General features: G+C 57.2%; 14 protein-coding genes. 4 read left to right on the top strand and 10 right to left on the bottom strand.

Annotated elements, in window-relative coordinates:
• Positions 1-56: 56 nt before the first annotated feature.
• The 8 genes from rfbC to ABQ278_RS16955 form a co-directional block, all read right to left on the bottom strand.
• The gene (gene rfbC / locus ABQ278_RS16990; RefSeq protein WP_349322218.1) at positions 57-599 is read right to left on the bottom strand and encodes a dTDP-4-dehydrorhamnose 3,5-epimerase; all 543 of its coding nucleotides are present in this window, start codon (positions 597-599) and stop codon (positions 57-59) included.
• A gap of 165 nt (positions 600-764) precedes the next feature.
• Positions 765-2,696 (bottom strand): sulfate adenylyltransferase subunit CysN, encoded by a 1,932-nt coding sequence (cysN, locus tag ABQ278_RS16985; protein ID WP_349322217.1) that lies wholly within the window; start codon positions 2,694-2,696, stop codon positions 765-767.
• A 1-nt stretch (position 2,697) separates the two neighbouring features.
• Entirely contained in the window at positions 2,698-3,612 is a 915-nt protein-coding gene (cysD, locus tag ABQ278_RS16980) for a sulfate adenylyltransferase subunit CysD (RefSeq protein ID WP_349322216.1), read from the bottom strand.
• 128 nt (positions 3,613-3,740) lie between these two features.
• Positions 3,741-5,114 (bottom strand): L-serine ammonia-lyase, encoded by a 1,374-nt coding sequence (locus tag ABQ278_RS16975; protein WP_349322215.1) that lies wholly within the window; start codon positions 5,112-5,114, stop codon positions 3,741-3,743.
• A 170-nt stretch (positions 5,115-5,284) separates the two neighbouring features.
• Complete coding sequence (locus ABQ278_RS16970) at positions 5,285-6,484, bottom strand: DUF1501 domain-containing protein (protein WP_349322214.1); 1,200 nt, start codon at positions 6,482-6,484, stop codon at positions 5,285-5,287.
• Positions 6,484-7,854 carry a DUF1800 family protein gene (locus ABQ278_RS16965; RefSeq protein WP_349322213.1) on the bottom strand — a complete coding sequence of 457 codons (1,371 nt, stop codon included), beginning with the start codon at positions 7,852-7,854 and terminating at the stop codon, positions 6,484-6,486. The genes ABQ278_RS16970 and ABQ278_RS16965 overlap by 1 nt, the downstream gene beginning before the upstream one ends.
• A gap of 98 nt (positions 7,855-7,952) precedes the next feature.
• Positions 7,953-10,043 carry a glycoside hydrolase family 3 C-terminal domain-containing protein gene (locus ABQ278_RS16960; RefSeq protein WP_349322212.1) on the bottom strand — a complete coding sequence of 697 codons (2,091 nt, stop codon included), beginning with the start codon at positions 10,041-10,043 and terminating at the stop codon, positions 7,953-7,955.
• Positions 10,044-10,303: 260 nt separating this feature from the next.
• Positions 10,304-11,467 carry an AGE family epimerase/isomerase gene (locus ABQ278_RS16955; RefSeq protein ID WP_349322211.1) on the bottom strand — a complete coding sequence of 388 codons (1,164 nt, stop codon included), beginning with the start codon at positions 11,465-11,467 and terminating at the stop codon, positions 10,304-10,306.
• A gap of 250 nt (positions 11,468-11,717) precedes the next feature.
• Between ABQ278_RS16955 and ABQ278_RS16950 the strand changes: the two genes are divergently transcribed.
• The 3 genes from ABQ278_RS16950 to ABQ278_RS16940 all read left to right on the top strand — a co-directional run bounded on the left by ABQ278_RS16950 (position 11,718) and on the right by ABQ278_RS16940 (position 13,862).
• Entirely contained in the window at positions 11,718-12,788 is a 1,071-nt protein-coding gene (locus ABQ278_RS16950) for a mannose-1-phosphate guanylyltransferase/mannose-6-phosphate isomerase (RefSeq protein ID WP_349322210.1), read from the top strand.
• Positions 12,789-12,882: 94 nt separating this feature from the next.
• The gene (locus ABQ278_RS16945) at positions 12,883-13,545 is read left to right on the top strand and encodes a hypothetical protein (protein ID WP_349322209.1); all 663 of its coding nucleotides are present in this window, start codon (positions 12,883-12,885) and stop codon (positions 13,543-13,545) included.
• The gene (locus ABQ278_RS16940) at positions 13,542-13,862 is read left to right on the top strand and encodes a transcriptional regulator (protein WP_349322208.1); all 321 of its coding nucleotides are present in this window, start codon (positions 13,542-13,544) and stop codon (positions 13,860-13,862) included. The genes ABQ278_RS16945 and ABQ278_RS16940 overlap by 4 nt, the downstream gene beginning before the upstream one ends.
• A 261-nt stretch (positions 13,863-14,123) precedes the next feature.
• Here the strand turns inward: ABQ278_RS16940 and cysQ are convergent, their stop codons facing one another.
• Positions 14,124-14,903: a 3'(2'),5'-bisphosphate nucleotidase CysQ gene (cysQ, locus tag ABQ278_RS16935; RefSeq protein WP_349322207.1), complete on the bottom strand. Its 780-nt coding sequence runs from the start codon at positions 14,901-14,903 to the stop codon at positions 14,124-14,126.
• Positions 14,904-15,116: 213 nt separating this feature from the next.
• On the opposite strand from cysQ, the gene ABQ278_RS16930 reads away from it, so the two are divergent.
• Complete coding sequence (locus tag ABQ278_RS16930) at positions 15,117-16,673, top strand: amidase (RefSeq protein ID WP_349322206.1); 1,557 nt, start codon at positions 15,117-15,119, stop codon at positions 16,671-16,673.
• A 72-nt stretch (positions 16,674-16,745) separates the two neighbouring features.
• Here the strand turns inward: ABQ278_RS16930 and ABQ278_RS16925 are convergent.
• Positions 16,746-18,620, bottom strand: a 1,875-nt coding sequence (locus tag ABQ278_RS16925; RefSeq protein ID WP_349322205.1) for an Svx/AvrXca family virulence/avirulence protein, incomplete at its 5' end; no start/stop codon positions are given.

The raw sequence follows: 18,620 nt of genomic DNA, 5'->3' as shown, positions 1-18,620 counted from the left end.
TTGAGCTCGTCGGTCTCGGTCTGCGCAGCCACCCGGGCCCAGCGTCAATAAATCTCCTACCGCAAAGACGCAAGCTTAGGCTGCACCTTATCTTTTTCAGAAAGTACGGCTTTCGACATATCTATCGGCCAAGTTATACCAATATCAGGATCGTCAAAGGCCACGCCGGCATCATGTGGCTGGGAATAAAGGTTCGTCACCTTGTAGAAGACGACCGTGTCGGGCTCAAGCGTGCAGAAACCATGGGCGAACCCTTCAGGAACCCACAACTGATCCCCTTTCTCGGCCGATAGAGTCGCGCTGACCCACTGCCCAAAAGTGGCTGATCCTGGGCGTATATCGACGGCGACGTCGTAGATGGAGCCTTTCAGGCACCGAACAAGTTTGCCCTGCGGGACAGGGGACTTCTGATAGTGTAGGCCACGAATTGTTCCGACTTGCGCGGACAGAGACTGATTGTCTTGGACAAACGTCACGTCTTCAATGTGCTCCCTAAACCAGGCGTCCTTGAAAGCCTCCATAAAATAGCCGCGCGAATCCCCGATTAGTTTAGGCTGGATAAGCGCTGGTCCGGCGACGGCAAATCTCTCAAACTGCATAGCTCTTCCTGTGATTTAGGTCTGTGAGCTATTTGAGAGATAAAGGTTTTCGAGTTAATCGCGGACCGAATATTCAACCCAAAGATTGGGGATAGGTATCAAAATGATCGCGCGACCTCTGGCAGACCACAGATCGCATTGAAGGCCGCGCTAAGAAATGAGTGATCAAATGATGTAGTCGGAGCCGTCGCTCAAGACGCCTTGGTCGAACATATAGGCTACGACCTTATCCGCCATTTGTTCGGGGCTATGATGCTCAGTATCGAGTGTCAGTTCCGGATTTTCGGGAGCCTCATAGGGACTGTCGATACCGGTGAAATGCTTAATTTCGCCGGCTCGCGCCTTAGCGTACAACCCTTTGACGTCGCGTGTTTCCACCACGTCGAGGGAGGTTGATACATAAATTTCGATAAATTCGCCAGCGGTCAGCATTTCGCGAGCCATTTGACGTTCGGCCCGGAACGGAGAGATGAACGACACGAGCGTAATCAGACCGGCATCAACCATGAGCCTTGACACCTCAGCAACACGGCGAATGTTTTCCACGCGGTCGGCATCGGTAAAGCCCAAATCCTTGTTCAGACCATGACGGACATTGTCGCCATCCAAAAGATAGGTGTGGTGGCTGAGAGAGAGCAACTTTTTTTCAACCAGGTTGGCGATGGTCGATTTGCCGGCCCCTGAAAGGCCCGTGAACCACAGCACGACGGGTTTTTGGCCCTTGGCGCTTGCGCGGGTCGCCTTGTTAACGTCAAGCGCCTGCCAGTGAACATTGGTGGCACGCCTAAGGCCATGATCGACCATGCCCGCGCCGAGCGTCAGGTTTGACACGCGATCAATAACGATAAAAGCGCCCATCTCGTGATTATCCGCATACGGATCAAAGGCGACGGGCTCCTGAAGCGCGAACGTGACCACAGCCACTTCGTTCAGTTTAAGGGTTTTGGCGGCGATGTGCGCAAACGTGTTGACGTCGGTCTGGTATTTGATCTCAGTGACCGAAGCCGACACGGTGCGGGCGCCGATCTTGACCAGAACGGTGCGGCCGGGGATCAATTCCTGTTCGCTCATCCAGATAAGGCGCGCCTGAAACTGATCCGAGACTTCCGGGCGAGCGTCGATGGCGGTCAACACGTCGCCGCGCGATATATCAATTTCGTCTTCTAATGTCAGGGTTATGGCCTGACCGGCTGATGCGACGGCCAGATCGCCGTCATAGGTGACGATGGCTTTGACCTTGGATGATTTGCCAGACTTGGCGACCAAAACTTCATCGCCCGGCTTGACCGTGCCTGAGGAAATGGTGCCGGAAAAGCCACGGAAATTGAGGTCCGGGCGGTTAACCCATTGAACCTGAAGGCGGAAGGGTTTCTGGCTCTGGTCCTGCTCGATCTGCACGGTTTCCAGATGCTCGACTAGGGTCGGACCCTTGTACCAGTCGAGCTTGTCGCTGCGAGTGAGGACGTTATCGCCATAGCGTGCGGACATCGGAATGGCTTGCAGGGTCTTAAATCCGAAATCGGCGGCGAAGGCCTTATAGTCGGCGACGATCTTTTCGAAAACGTCCTGTGAATACTCCATCAGGTCGATCTTGTTGACCGCAAGCACGACGTGCTTGATGCGGAGCAACGACACGATAAACGAGTGGCGGCGCGTCTGGGTGAGTATGCCCTTGCGTGCGTCGATTAATATGACGGCGAGGTCCGAATTGGAGGCGCCAGTGGCCATATTGCGGGTATATTGTTCGTGGCCCGGAGTATCGGCGACTATGAACTTGCGTTTGTCAGTCGTGAAGAAGCGATAGGCGACATCAATCGTGATACCCTGTTCTCGCTCGGCCTGCAAGCCGTCGACCAGCAAGGCCAGATCGATATCATCGCCGACGGTGCCGTGTTTTTTCGAATCTTTCTCGATGCTGGCCAGTTGATCCTCAAAGATCAGCTTGGTGTCATAGAGCAGGCGGCCGATCAGGGTCGACTTACCATCGTCCACCGAACCGCAGGTCAGAAAGCGTAGCAGACTCTTCTGTTCGTGGCTGGCGAGGTATTCAACGAGCGCCTTTGTATCCAGCGCTTCTTCCATGGCGATTGCGTTCATTTTAGAAATAGCCCTCGCGCTTCTTTTTTTCCATAGATCCGGCTTCGTCGTGGTCGATCAGACGACCTGAGCGCTCGGATGTTCTTGCCACCAACATTTCGGCAACGATGGCTTCCAGAGTATCGGCTTCGGATTCGACCGCGGCGGTCAGCGGATAATCGCCGAGCGTGCGGAAACGCACGGATTTCATTTCCGGCACCTCGCCAGGATTTAGCGGAAGGCGGTCATCATCGACCATGATCCACTGGCCGCCTCGCTGCACGACCGGGCGCTTCTTGGCAAAATAGAGCGGTACGATAGGGATTTTCTCCAGCAGAATATATTGCCAGATATCCAGCTCGGTCCAGTTGGACAACGGGAAGACGCGGATCGATTCGCCTGGTTTTACGCGCGCATTATAGAGGTTCCACAGCTCCGGGCGCTGGTTCTTCGGGTCCCAGCCATGATTGGCGGTGCGAAAAGAAAAGATGCGCTCCTTGGCGCGGCTCTTCTCCTCATCGCGGCGAGCGCCGCCAAAGGCCGCGTCAAAACCGTGCGCCGTCAATGCCTGCTTTAAGGCGTCGGTCTTCATAATGTTGGTGAAGACGTTCGAGCCATGATCGAACGGGTTGACATTGTTGGCCACGCCTTCGGCATTGGTGTGGCTGATGAGGTTGAGACCGAGACGCGCAGCCGTTTCGTCGCGAAATCTGATCATTTCGCCGAATTTCCAGGTCGTGTTGACGTGCATGAACGGGAAGGGCGGCTTGGACGGGGCGAAGGCTTTCAAGGCCAGGTGCAGCATTACCGACGAATCCTTGCCAATTGAGTAGAGCATGACCGGATTTTTGAATTCGGCGGCGACCTCGCGCATGATGAAGATCGACTCGGCTTCCAGTCGTCTTAAGTGGGTCATACGCTCAGGGGTAACCGTCATCGTGTCTCTCTCGCCCGTTGTCGGGATTTCGGGATGTATCGAGCGCATCTTCTAGCTACCGATCGCGCGAGCCACAAACGTTTAAGGCTGCCGTAATAGTTCAGCAATCCTAATCTATGTCGACTTGATCAACACTCCACCACATTAACCGCCAATCCGCCGAGGCTGGTTTCCTTGTACTTGCTGCGCATGTCCTCGCCGGTCTGGCGCATGGTCTCGATCACGGCATCGAGCGAAACAATATGCTGGCCGTCGCCATTGAGCGCGAGATAGGTGGCATTGATCGCCTTAATGGCGCCCATGGTGTTGCGCTCGATGCAGGGCACCTGGACTAGTCCGCCGATCGGATCACAGGTCAGGCCAAGATTATGCTCCATGCCGATTTCGGCCGCGTTCTCGATCTGGCCGGGCGTGCCGCCAAGCGCCGCGCTTAATCCGGCTGCCGCCATCGAACAGGCGACTCCGACCTCGCCCTGGCAGCCCATCTCAGCCGCCGAGATCGAAGCATTATTCTTGTAAAGAAAGCCGATGGCTGCGGCCGTCATTAGCAAGATGCGTGAGCCCTCCGCCGTGGCGCCGGGCACAAAGGTTTCGTAATATTTTATCACGGCCGGGAGCACGCCGGCCGCGCCATTGGTGGGCGCGGTCACCACGCGACCGCCGGCGGCGTTTTCCTCATTGACCGCCAGAGCATAGAGACTGACCCACTCGAAAATATGCGATGGATCTATGCGTGGGCCACGCTGGATCAGGGTATCGCGCATCGCCTTGGCGCGGCGCTTGACATTGAGGCCACCGGGTAAGGTGCCGTCCATGGTGCAGCCGCGCTCGATACTGGCCATCATGGCCGCACGGACGGAATCGATAAATTCAAGGGTGTCGGCCTCGGTGCGGAAAGCCTGTTCGTTGCTTGCTACCACTTCGGCTATGGCAAGGCCTTCGTTACGGCAGATCGCCAGCAGGTCAGCGCCTGAGCCATAAGCATAGGGCAGGGCGATATTGCTTGAGTTATTGATGACGGTATCGCCGGTAATAGCACCGCCTCCGATCGAGAAATAGGTGGCGATCAGAGGCGGGCCCTCAGCATAGTGCGCCTCAAAACGCAGGCCATTAGAGTGCTCCGGCAGAAACTCGCCCATCATGAACTGCAGATCGCTCTCTGGATCAAAGACGATATCCGTGATGCCCGCGAGCTTGAGGCTCTGCGTGGCACGTATCTCGGTGACCAGAGGCGCGATGGCTTCGGGATCAACACGATCGGGCAGGCAGCCGGAAAGCCCAACTAGCACTGCTGTATCGGTGGCGTGGCCCTTGCCGGTCAGGGCCAACGATCCGTAAAGCTGGCAGATGACGCGTGTGGGGTTTTCCTTCGCCACCGCCTGCTCGGCGAAATGCACTGCGGCGCGCATTGGCCCCACCGTGTGCGAACTCGATGGTCCAATGCCGATGGTGAACAGATCCGTGACGCTGTGCGCCCAGGGCAGTTTTGCTGTGGCGTTCATATCAAGACTGATCGCATGAGGGCAGGCTCTTTCAGGCACGATATCCTAAAGATATCTGACAGACTTGCCGGCACGCTCGCGCCGGTTGTCTGCTTATAGTGGCTTTATGATGTGCACCACGTTCCCACAAGCGGCCCTCAGGGTCAATCCGGTTTCAAATGGTATTATTTCTAAACGATCAAGTCAGGCATGGGCAGAATAGATGATGAATCAGGAAATACAAATTTAGACATGGACAGTGACGTCATATCATAAAGACCCGTCATTATGCCCTTAGCGACGGCGCGCAGATCGAGAGTTGGTGCCAAATCCCTGCCTTCATAGAGCTGAGAATTTTTTAATCCCGGCCACTCGGCAATAACACGTCCGCCCTTGACCGCGCCGCCTGTCAAAAGTGCCGTTGTGGCGGTGCCATGATCCGTGCCATCCGTGCCATTAACGGCTGCCGTCCTGCCGAATTCCGTAGCGACAAGTATAACTGTATCTCGCCAAGCGCCGCCAAGTCCATCTTCGAAAGCGTTCAGGACATTATCGAGACTGGTCAACAAGTTCGTTATACGCTCCTTTTCGCCCGCATGTGTGTCCCATCCTTCAAATGATAGGGCTGCGATGCGGGGGCCATCGCTCGAAGCCAGTAGGCGTGCGGCGCCAGCGGCGATTGCAACATTTGGATCTTCGCCGCCGGTCGACGAAGGCGTATGACCGACATTGGCAACAATTTTACTCGTCTCCATCGACGCTCTGAGCGTCGCAGCGAGAACCTTATCAGTATGTTCGTATATTCCAAGCACGCGTGCGGCCAGCTCAGGATCTGGTGCGTTGAGTGGCGTCGGAGACCAGCCTAACACGTCGGCCTGTCCACGTAGTATCAATGGTGTCACAGGACCAATTGCCAGGCCTTTTGTTGTTGTACTCTGCTCAATCTTCAGAGAACACAGCATCCTGTTAAGCCAGCCAGTATCCGCGCGCCCCACCCCTGCCCCCCCTGATTCCAAAACATCCTGACCGTCAAAATGAGATCTGTCACGATAGGGTGTAGCGCATGCGTGAACAACGGCTGCGTTCCCAGCCTTGTATTGTCGCGATAAATGAACAAGCGAAGGGTGTAGACCAAATCCCCCCGCGATTGGAATACAGTGATCCGCATCAACACCTAAGTTGCCTCTTAGTCGTTGATAGTCCGGATCAAACAAGGGAGGGGCAGCACTTAATCCATCCAGTCCCCCACGCAATAGCAGGGTGATGAACCTAGGATCACGGGCACCGGCGGCGTGACCAATCGCAGGGATCCCAGCGCCAAAGGCGACAGATATCCCTAATGCGCCTCCCATGCCGATAAGCTCGCGCCTGTTAATATTATGATTTGTCATTAGCGTCTCATAAATTCCGGAGACATAAACAAGAGAGTAAGGGCTTGTTGGCGCGTTTCGGCGCGAGTAATCGCTTGGCGTGTCGTATCACTCAAAATGGGACCAAAAGCGCTTTCGACAAGAAGGCCGGGATCAGGAATATCGGCTATCTGATAGGATATATAATTGGCGACACTTAGCCTGGCACTCATTTCCGCAGGTGAACTCCACACGCTTGATAAATCGGAAAAGCCATTAGGTGCGTCAGCCCCCCAATTGGGTTGCCCCATGATGCGCAAAAAATCCAAAATTTGCTGTGGCGCTATCCTGTGCCCGGTGAGGCGCATAATAGCCGACAAATATTCCTGAGGCATGCGTATTTTGGCACGTTTGGGTGTCCAAGCTTCAGGTGATAATATCAACGCGCGAGTGAGAGCCCCAAGATCACCACCCGTATCGTTAAAGGCTTTTTCTAGTCGCGCGACGACTTTGATTGGAGGGTTATCAGAAATGAAATGCCGTGCGAGCTTAAAAGAGATATGTCGCGCGGTCGCAGGATGAATGGCAAGATCGTTCAGCACATCCATGCCCTGAGTCATACCTTTATCAGGATAAGATTTGCCAAGTATGGTTTGGGTGCCGGGTTCGTGGTGAACAGCGTGGAAAATGAATGCGCCGACAGGACCTTTTTCAGGCTCCGAGTTAGAAGACCAGCCGGTAATAACGCGCGAAAGCGCTGTTACGTCAGCTTGGGTATAGCCTGAACCCACGCCCAAGGTGTGCAATTCCAGGATTTCTCGGGCAAGATTTTCATTTAGTCCCCGCGATACGGCTAAACCCGCTTTAGAGTTTGGACCCAATGAACGTGTGTTATCGAGATATAACAGCATACACGGATGCCTCTCAACAGCTGTCAGCATGTCGCTAAACTTGCGAAAGACGTAGGGGCGTATGGCTTCACGTTCAAACGCTCCTACACTGGTGTAGGTTTCGCTGGCCTTGAAATAGGAAATCGCAAAGTGATTGCTCCAGAACATAACCAAGCGTTCACGAAACCCAATAACATCGGACAACATAACCTTGTTGAAGCGTGCGTCGATTTCGCTAAAAAAACTAGCGTGGTAAGGATCGGGTGGTAGGGAAGGAAGATTGTTTTTATTAGGCGCTGCGTTGCGTGTCTTTACTTGATTGTCATATTGGATGAGCTCTTGAAGCAAGCGAGGTCCGGACGGCAGGGCAGCCAGTTCTGCGGGGGGATGGTCACGGCGATCGATCTCTGCGAGTAGCGTTTTTCGCGGAAATTTACCCAGTACTTTGTACCCCTCCCGATGAGCGCCGAGGCCAAATCGGGATAGGGCAATGGCTGCCTCTGCTTCGATCTCGTATACCATTCGGAGCACCTAAATTTGACGGAAAATTTCAAAGCCTGCTCACTGCATAATAGGTTATTTATGGGCCAAAATGCGGCTTTGCACAATTCGTCTCCAAGCTAACGACAATTCGCGCTCCAGCGGCTTTCCGGCAGGGTGATGCTGGTGGCCTGCGAAAGCGTGTCTGAACTTAAACCCAGCATGACGTGGTAGGCACCTGCCTTGATCACCCAACTATCGGTGGCTTCGTCATAGGTGGCCAGAACGCGCGGATCGATGCTGACTTCGATCGTATGTGAGGCGCCGGGCGCCAGATCGACCTTGGCGAAAGCGCCGAGGCGCTTAGGCGCTTCCCAGCCCGCCGTCTTGTCGCCGCCAACATAGACCTGCGCCGCGGTGGCGCCTTTGAGCTTGCCGGTGTTCTTCACCGAGAAATGCACCGTAAGGCCCTTGCCGGAGATGGCCGGTTTCAGATCCGACACCTCAAAAGAGGTGTAGCTCAGGCCATGGCCGAAGGCGAACAACGGCTTGTAACCCTTCAGGTCATACCACTTGTAGCCGATGGCGGCGCCTTCATCATAGGTGATCGACACGGGAATACCGTCGGCCTTATGGAAGCCCGAAATTTCGGGATGGGCCAGTTGATCGTTCGAGGCCGGGAAGGTGATCGGCAGGTGGCCGGACGGATTGACCTTTCCGGTCAGGATGTTGGCGATGGCTTCGCCGCCGCGGACGCCGGGATAGAAGGCTTCCAGCACCGCCGGCACATCCTTGAGCCACGGCATCAGAATAGCGCCCCCTGATTCAACCACCACGATGGTTTTTGGATTGGCCCTGGCAACCGCCGCGACCAAAGCATCCTGGTTACCATCGAGTTCCAGCGGGTTGTCGATGCCTTCGCCCATAAACTGTGTCACAAAGACGATGGCGACCTCGCTCTTTTTCGCCAGGGCGACAGCCTCCGCGATAGTCTCGCCACTGACATAGCTGATCTTCGCCGTCGTTGCGGCCGTCAAGGCCTTTACCGGAGAGGACGGCTGATAGACCACGGGGCCCGGCCAGCTGGTGGGGGCGACACCTTGCACCGCACTGCCGCCTATAGGGGTGACGCCGGATGACCCGCCGCCCGACAGCACGCCCTTGTCGGCATGACCGCCGATCATGGCGATTGATCTGGCGTTGAGCGGCAGCAGATTGCCGTCGTTCTTCAGCAGGACCAAAGAGGCCTCGGCGGCGGCTTGCGCCACGTCGGCACTAGCCTTGAAATCGATCGGACCGACCTTTGCCGGATCATCGACCACGCCCTTGGCGAACAGCGCCCAGAGAATACGTTCGGCCATGTCATCGATGCGTGACATCGGTATGGTGCCCGCCGAGATCTCGGCCTTTAGCGATTTTTCCGAGAAGAAGGCGCCATGATGACCGCAGCACGGGTAGCCGGTGAACTGGTCGAGGCCATTGACCGCCGCCTTGGCCGCCGAATGGACGGCACCCCAGTCGGACATGATATAGCCTTTGAAACCCCAGCCCTGTTTCAACACCTGGTTCTGCAGATAGTCGTTCTCGCACGCCCAGTCTGCGTTAACGAGATTGTAGGCGCACATCACAGACCCAGGATTCGACGTATCGTAGACCAGCTCAAACGCCAGCAAATCCGACTGGCGCATGGCCTGTTTGGTGATCTTGACGTCGACCGTGGTGCGTTGTGATTCCTGATCATTGACCGCCCAATGCTTCATGGTCGAAACCATATGCTTCGACTGAATGCCGCGGATCAGACCCCCGGTCATATCGCCGGTCAGGACCGGATCTTCACCCGTGTATTCAAAATTGCGGCCGTTGCGCGGTTCGCGCGCCAGGTTTCCGCCACCGGCGAGGAAAACGTTGAAGCCAGACGCTCTTGCTTCAGTCGCGATCATAGCGCCGCCAGCCTCGGTGATCATCGGGTCAAATGAAGCCGCCGTGGCCAGCGACGAGGGCAGGGCGGTGCGTTCCATGCCTGCGACGCGTACGCCGATCGAGGCGTCCGTTTGCCATTGAGCGGGAATACCGAGGCGGGGGATGCCTGCGATATAACCGGCGGAGCCCTTGATGTGGTGGGCTACGACATCGGCCTTGATGGCGGGCGAGACCACGTCATCAGGCTCCTTCACCAGTTGCTCCGGGTCGGTATAGCCCATGACGAGGCCGAGCTTTTCTTCCAGCGTCATGGCTGAGACCGCGGCGGCAGCGCGCTGTTCGGCTGTCTTCGTGCGATCGAGCCACGGCTGGCCTTGTGCCAGGGCAGATGTGAAGACGAAGGCCAGCAGGCCCGTCGCAAACAGGCTGATCCGGACTTGAGACTTGATGACGCTTTCCTCGAGCTTTGCTTTTATATGTGGCGCGAAGCTAGTCGGTTCGTCTTGTCATGAAAAGGGTGTTTTGCATCCGTCGGATGGAAAAAGGGGAGCCCCTAAGCTCCCCACGTCTCTCATACGTCTAGCGAACTGACCTCATCAATGGCGCAGATGATGTGGTAGAGCGTGCTGGCGGGCGCCGGCTCGATCTCGAACTCGCCATTTTCCTTCATGCGGTCACGATAGAGGCCGACAATCTCCGTGCTGAGATATTTTTCAAGCCCGGCGCTGGCTTCAATCGCCTTGGCGATGGCGGCGTGCTTTTCCTCTGGCGTAGGTGCGGCGTGTGCCAGAGCGGTATACGCCTTCATGCGCTCGGTCTGTGGCCATAGACGCGCCTTGGCGTCCTTCGGCGTGAAGTCATCCCAGAGCTCATTAAAGGTCACATCGCGGATCGGATCTGTCCCTGCGGTCTCGGCAATGTCGATCAGACGTTGTGCCGTCTTGTGGTAGGCATCGTTACCGGTCTTTTCTGCCCAGCGCAGGAACAGCCACGCCCACTCAAACTGATGACCGGGCTCGATGATCCGGCCCATCTCGCCTTCCAGCGCGTTCCAGTCACCATCGAAGAATTCGCGTAGCGAACCCGTTTCCGGGTGGAGGAATTTCTCGACGCACAGATCGGCGATCATGGCGGCGATATCGCGCCATTTGTCGTCGCCGCCCGCTTCCATCCAGGCCAGACACGCCTCGAACATATGCATGTGTGGATTGGCCTTGAGCGGCAGGGTGCGCGGATTGGCCTCTTCGAAACCACGCTCGGGGTGTGAGAAGTCGGTGACGATCTTGTCGCGGATCGCCACGGCGGCGCGTTCGAGCGCCTTGTGCTCGGGTCGCACGCGGTAAGCCGAGGCGTAGGCTAGCATGGCAAAGGCATGATCGTAGAAATCGAACTCTCCGCGCACAACCGTACCGTCCGGCTTAAGCGTGGCATAGAGCATGCCCGTGTCCTTGTTACGCGCCGGACCGGAAAGCCAGTTCAGCCCCTGATCGATCGCGGGGTCCGTCGGCCCCATATAACCCATACGGCTGGCTAGAGCATAAGAGAACACCTGTCGCGCAGCAACGCGTGTGCGGCGATCGATGTCGCAAGGTGTGCCGTCGAGATTTATCTTTTCATAGAAGCCACCTTTTTCCAGGTCGCCGCCCGTATTCCACCACAGGGGCAGGGCGTGGTCGAACAACCACTGGTGCAGGCTTTGCTGTTTGGCGTAAAGATTGTCGGAGAGATTGGGCATGGTGTGTTTACGCTTCTAAGGGAGGAGGATGTGCCTTGGTAGCATTGTCCACCAAGGGCTCACAAGACCGTGCAAACGCTTAAACACTAATTCCATAGCGAATTTTTATTCAGACCGTATAGCCAGAGGTGAAACGCCTATGTAAGGTCGAAGCAACCAAGGGGCGCGGTTTGCGCGATGCGCCTTTCGGGGCGAGACGGTGGAAGAGTGCATTCCAGGGCTGCCCTTACGTCAATTCGAAGGTAAATGAATGTCGATACAAATTCTTCCCGTCATCATGTCCGGCGGTTCAGGCACGCGTCTATGGCCACTCTCGACGCCCGCAGCGCCGAAGCAATTCCACGCGGTCGCGACCCAAAAGACTATGATTCAGGAGACGGCGCTGCGCCTGGTGGGTGATAATTATCTGGCCCCGGTCGCTATCTGCGGACGTGGCCACCTTGATTTGGTCACGACGCAACTTGCACAGATCGACAAGGCGCCTCAGGCCGTCATTCTGGAACCTTTCGGTCGTAACACTGCGGCGGTCGCCGCCATGGCGGCGCTGAGCGGACAGGAGTTCGCGCCGGACGCGCTGGTGCTTCTGGTGCCGGCTGACCACGTCATCACAAAGCCGGGCGCCTTCCATGCGGCGGTTGTGGGCGCGTCAGAGACGGCCCGCGAACGCATTGTCACTTTTGGGATCACGCCCAGCCACCCTGAAACAGGCTTTGGCTATATCGAACGTGGTGCCAAGCTGTCTGAGGGCATTTTCCAGATCGAAAAATTCTGGGAAAAGCCCAATCTGGAAACCGCGACAAAATATGTCGAAGGTGGTCGCCACGACTGGAACGCCGGCATCTTCCTGTTTTCGCCGCAAGTCATGCTGGAAGAATTGAGCCTTTATGCTCCCGAAGTTCTTGCGGCCTGCGTCGATGCCTATAAAAAAGGCGCGCGCACGCCGAGCGAAGGTGGCGTGATCATCAACCTCGATGAAGAAGCGTTTGCTCAGGTGCCATCAATCTCGGTCGATTACGCCGTGATGGAAAACACCTCGCGCTCGGCTGTCGTGCCATGTGATATCGGCTGGGCTGATGTTGGCGGCTTCGCTGAGCTTTGGCGCCTGGGTGACAAGGACGAGCGCGCCAACCACGTGAAGGGCGAGGCGATCCTGATCGACGCCCATAACAATCTGGTACATTCCAGTGGTCCCGTGGTCGCCATTATTGGTCTGAGCGATATCATGGTCATCTCGACCCCTTCCGGCATTCTGGTGGCGCCGATCTCGCGTGCGCAGGATGTGAAAAAGGCCGCCGAAGAAGCCAAGGCACGGCTCACATAGTCCGGGTGTGTGATCCCCCGATGCGGCCGCCGCATTTGGGGGATTGGCGTGGGCGAGATAAAGCTTTAGGATCGTTCCGCACAAGGAGCATGACATGGCTGATGAGCGCATAACCCCCATACATGACAGCATCCTGCCGCGACTGGATATGGCGGAGGTTGGTTACCTTGGAGATGAACTGCGCCAGTTACGCGAACTGGTCAGTCGCGGGGACACCCTTACCATTTCGGGCGGTTCGGTTATGGCGTGGTGGGGTCTTATCCTCAGCCTTGCGCATGGCCTGAAAGCGCTTATGGCGGCGCATTTCCTGCCGCTTGATCTGCCGGTGAATCTGGCAACTTTTGTTCTCGGCTATGGCGGCGCACTCATGATTGTCCATGTGGGTAAGCAGCGTCATATCTTCCGTTCGTGGCGTGCTCAGGCCATATCGACCCTGTGGACCTTTGCCGGCATTGGCATCTTTGTCTTTCTGGTCGGCAGTGAATGGGCCCACGTTGCTGAGCCCCATATCACCATGGCCTTTCTGGCCATTGTTTTCAGCCTTGTCCTGGCGGTCATGGCCACATCGAGCCGGCAACCGTGGTTGCTTTGCGTGGCTGCCGGATGGATTTTGACGGCCAGTGCCATGTTCGTCCTGAACAGCGAGGTGCCGCGTTATGTTCTGATGGCGTCGGCGGCGCTTCTGTTCATGGTCGTGCCCGGTTTGATTTTAATGCGGGCCGAAAAACGCGCCCAACCTAAGGAGTTCCAACTATGAGCCTGTTTGCCCACGCCAGCCTGGAGGAAGTGATCCATGGGCGCGCCAGACTTGCCATACTGGCCTTCCTGTCGACGGTCGGTAAAGCCGATTTTGTCACGCTGCGCGGTGAAATCCGCATCAGCGATGGCAACCTGTCACAGCACCTGAAAAAGCTTGAAGACGCCGGTTATATCCAGCTCGACAAGACCATGGCGGCCGGCAAGCCGCGCACCATCGCCAAGCTGACGGTTGAAGGTCGCGATGCCTTCTATGCCTATCTCGACCACCTGCAAAGCCTGCTGAACGCTATTCCGGGGCGTGGTGCGCAGGTCTAGGTCGCAAAAAAACGATACAAAGATACCGCTTACTGTTGATAAGCCCGTTATCTTAAGATAGGCTTTACTATGTCGGATGGTTATGTTCGGCAAAGTCTTGTTTTTACAGGGCTTCCGTGCAGACTGCGTGGTTCGTGCTGCTTGGCCGGGGGGCTGGCGGAGGGCCGTGAAGTATCGTCTCAGCGCACTTTGGGGGGCTCTGAGACGATTGCATGGCCTTGTAGGCGTCTAAAACGCTGGTGTGTGATCCCCCGAAGCCAACTATTTCCTGATGCTGCTGTGACCGAACGCTACAAAGTGTGGATTGGCATAGTCGCCATCAGTATCCTGAAATCTCTTGCCATAGGATAGCGGCTGACCATCGAGCGTCTCGACCCGTCCGCCGGCGGCGCGCAAAACGGCGTCACCCGCCGCGGTATCCCACTCCATGGTGCGGCCCATGCGCGGATAGATGTCGGCCACGCCTTCCGCGATCAGGCAAAATTTCAAGGAGGACCCAGCGGCGACAAAATCGGCGACGGTGAAGGCTTCGAGATAGGTTTGCGTCTCGGCACCACCATGCGAACGACTGCCAACGGCGATCAAGCCGGCTTCTGGCGCACGGACATGGATCGGGCGGGCCTCGCCGATCTTTCCTTCGACAACTTCGGCCATAAAGGCGCCTTTACCGACGGCGCCCCAATAGATCTTGTTGAGGGCCGGGGCGAAGACTGCGCCCAGCACCGGCTTGCCGTTTTCGATCAGGGCGATATTGACGGTGAATTCGCCGTTCTTTGAGATGAATTCCTTGGTGCCATCGAGCGGATCGACCAGAAAAAAGGTCCCGGCTGTGGTCGGGAAGCGCCCGGCGGCAGCCTCTTCCTCGGCAATCACCGGTATGCCCGGCGCGAGATGCTTCAAGCCTGCAAGGATAATGGCCTCGGCCCTTTGATCGGCTGCTGTGACTGGGGAGGCGTCCTCTTTGGTGACAACGGTAAAATCGGTGGCGTAGATACGCATGATCTCGGCGCCAGCGGCCAGCATGATCGGGTTCAGGTCCATGGCAAACTCCTATAGCGCTTTCGGAAAAGTGTGACGCACTTTTCGGCTCAAAAAGCGCGCAAAAGCAAAAAATAGAGCGCCGATCTGATGCAATCAGATCGGAACACGCTCTTGTGCGGTGCCTTCATAGCGCGCTTCGCAAGCGACGCAACTGTTTCACTTGTCACGATGACAAAACTGACGTTACCTTCATTCCTTTGAGGGGAAATTATCATGTGCGTTCGTCCTTTTTTGCCCGGCTTTCTGGCTGCCTTCCTTGTTGGCGCCTTACCCTTGGTCAGCCATGCGGCCAGCGGGTTTGTGATGGCCAAGGCCGATCTGGCGAACGGTACAGCGGTCAGCGCGATCGAAGCCCACCTGACGGCCGGAGATTACAGCGCCGAAGACCTGACAAGGGCAGCTCTCGATCAGATCAAGGCAAAGGACGGCAAGCTGCATTCGGTTATCGCGGTTAATCCGGACGCGTTGACGCAGGCCAAGGCGTCCGATGCGGCGCGAAAACGCGGCGAAAGGTTTGGTCCTTTGATGGGGATTCCGATCCTGATCAAGGACAATATCGAGACGCTTGACGAGGTGGCGACAACTGCCGGTTCGTTGGCGCTGAAAGACAACATCACTCATCGTGACGCACCCGTCGTGGCCAATCTTCGTGCCGGCGGCGCGATCATCCTTGGCAAGACCAACCTGTCGGAGTGGGCCAATATCCGCTCGACCCATTCGATCAGTGGCTGGAGTGCGGTGGGCGGATTGGTCGCCAATGCCCATGATCCGGCGCGCACCGCCTGTGGCTCGTCATCGGGTTCGGGGGCGGCCGTGGCGGCAGGGCTGGCGCCTTTGGCGGTTGGCACCGAAACCGATGGCAGTGTGACCTGTCCAGCATCGATGAACGGCCTGGTCGGCCTTAAGCCCACGGTCGGACTGGTGTCGCGCACCTATGTCGTGCCAATCTCGCATAGCCAGGATACGCCCGGACCGATGGGCCGCAGCGTGAGCGACGTGGCGTTGATGCTAAGCGCCATGGCTGGAAGTGATGCAACGGACATGGCGACGGCGGAGGCCAATGTGCACAAGGCCGATTATGCAGCGGCGCTTACTGGCTACAGCCTGAACGGCCGCCGCATCGGTGTGCTGCGCGATCAGATCGGCAACGATCCGAAGACCGCCGCCGTTTTCGAGTTGACCTTGCAGACGCTGAAAAGCCAGGGCGCAGTGCTCGTAGATATCCATGACAGCTCGGTCGAGGGGCTGGGTGACTCTGAAATGACGGTCATGATGGTCGAACTCAAGGCCGACCTTAACGACTACCTGGCCTCGACGCCTTCATTGGTCAAAACACGCTCGCTTGCCGATGTTATCGCCTTCAACAAGGCCCATGCTGCCGAGGAGATGCCGTATTTCCAGCAGGAGCTTTTCGAGCAGGCCGAAGCCACCAAGGGCCTTGCGGACCCCGATTATCTGAAGGCGGCCGCCCACGCCAAAACCGCCTCAGCCCTACGAATTGACAGCCTCTTGCAGGAAAACGACGTCGAGGTCTTGATCGCTCCGACCTATGGCCCAGCCTGGCTGTCGGACCTCGTCTATGGCGATCAGTATACCGGCCCCTCCGCCACGCAATTGTCCGCCACCTCCGGCTACCCGCACCTGAGCGTGCCGATGGGCGCGGTGCAAGGTTTGCCGGTGGGCCTCAGTTTTATCGGGCCGAAATGGAGCGAGTTTTTATTGCTTAAAGCCGGCTATGCCTATGAGCAAGCTCGGAAAACCCAAAAATAACAGGCTTTCCAAGACGGGTCTCAAAGCGCTTGCGGTGTGTGATCCCCCGATGATTGGGGTTAGGGACGCCAGTTATAGGCGCCGCCGGCGGTGACTTCGGGCACCGGTGCGTTCAGGTCTGCGCCCTGTTTGGGATCTTTCTGCGAAATCCTGATCGACAAAGCCGCTATAGACGCCCTTACTGAGCTTGGGGCCGCCGCGCACCTCGGCATCGCCGATGATTTGCGCTGTTCCCGAAAGCTCGGTGCCGCGCTCGAAGCCGCCGATACCGAGGAAGGTGGTGCGAACGACCGCCTTGTCCTTCACCGTCACACCGTCATCGATCACGCTCATAGCGCCTATGATGGCGTTGCCGGAAACCGTGCCGCCACGAACGACGGCGTGATCCTCGATTCGGGCATTATCCTTGATCGTGCCGCCGAGCACGCGGGCATAGGGTCCGACATAGACCGAGGCATCGACATGAGCGCCGCTGGCTACCCAGCCGCCGCCATTAGCATGGCGATGGCCGCTGGCGGTCGGATTTGGCGCGCCGGCTTCAAAGCCTTGCGGCATGGCGCCGGTAAGCTGTACCATCCACGGATAGCGGTAGATCGAATAATAGGCCTGATCCCACTGGATCTTCTGCTGAGACGAAGGCGTGCCGACCACAACCATATAGACCGCCTGATCGCCGGCTTTTAGCGGAAACTCCATATCACCGTCGGCGCCACCCATCAGCGGGCTATAGCGAGGCGTGCCATCGGACTGAACTGCGACGATGCCCCAGCGCCAGTCGGAATCAGGGGCGGGGATGGAAGCCGTATCATTGGTGAAGCCGGGCAGGGTGGTGGTAGCCGAGGCCGATTGCACCACGCCGCGGAAATCGACCTTGATCTTGCTGGCGCCACTATCCGGCATCAGACGCACAACATTATAACCCCAGCGTTGTGGTGCCCAGGAAGACGGTACAGCGAAGCGGCGCTGGCCGAGATCGAGCGGATCGAGCGCGGTGACGCGCAAGGTACGCTGACCTTCGCGTTCATCATAGGCACCGTATTTGGCGCGATAGGTCGGGCCCTGATCTTCGCCGGCCTCGTCAACATAATCCCAGGTGATATTTCGCAGGGCCCACTCGCCAAACTCGTCATTGAGATCAGCGATCGACCACTTATTGTTGCGCATAAGAGTGCTGAACGGATCTTCGTCGAAATAGCCGGCTTGATCGGGCTTCAGGCCATTGGCCCACAGATCGTTGACCGTTTTGTAGCCGTACTTGTCCTTGATATATTCGAGGAACTGCCAATTACAGTAGCGATCGCGTGTTGAGCCGTAATAGAGGTGCGGGAAGTTCACCAGCAATTCGGAGCAATGGACCTCGTCGCGGTATTCCGGCATCTGGTGCGCCATCCAGTTGGCGTGGCTTTCCCATAACCAGCCGACATATTTGCCATCGCGGAAACTGCGCGTAGACCCTTGCAAGGCGTGGGTGAATTCATGCGCCAGACCCCAGTGGTCCTTCAGCGCAAGAGGTCCGACCCACATGCCCATATCGCGCTCACCGGTCGGGCCGCCGAAGAGACCCGAATCCGGATTGATGTTGATATTAGCCTTGTGCTTGCTGGCGGTATCGCAATAGGGCTCAGGGAACTTCACATCGGTGATGAAGGTCTTCCATACCAGTTCGAGATACTGACCGGCGGCCACGGCATCGGCCTTGTTGACGTCGCCGTCCTTCCAGCGGAAGGCGAAGTGATCGGTCTCATACTGTACGACTTTTTCATCAGGTGTTCCCGAAACGACCGTCCAGGTTCCGCTGACACACGCGCCGGTGACCGGAGGTGTCACAGGTGGCTTGGCGGGCGGCGTCTGGGCACTGGCGGAACCAGCGCCACAGGCCGAAAGGACAAGAACAGCCGGCAGTAGGGCGAGCAAGGATACGCGGTGATGCAAGGCAGAATGGGACAT

The organism is Asticcacaulis sp. MM231 (assembly GCF_964186625.1).
Classification (GTDB): domain Bacteria; phylum Pseudomonadota; class Alphaproteobacteria; order Caulobacterales; family Caulobacteraceae; genus Asticcacaulis.
Note: the sequence above shows the minus strand (reverse complement) of the source record. Positions and strands in the feature narration are given on the sequence as shown.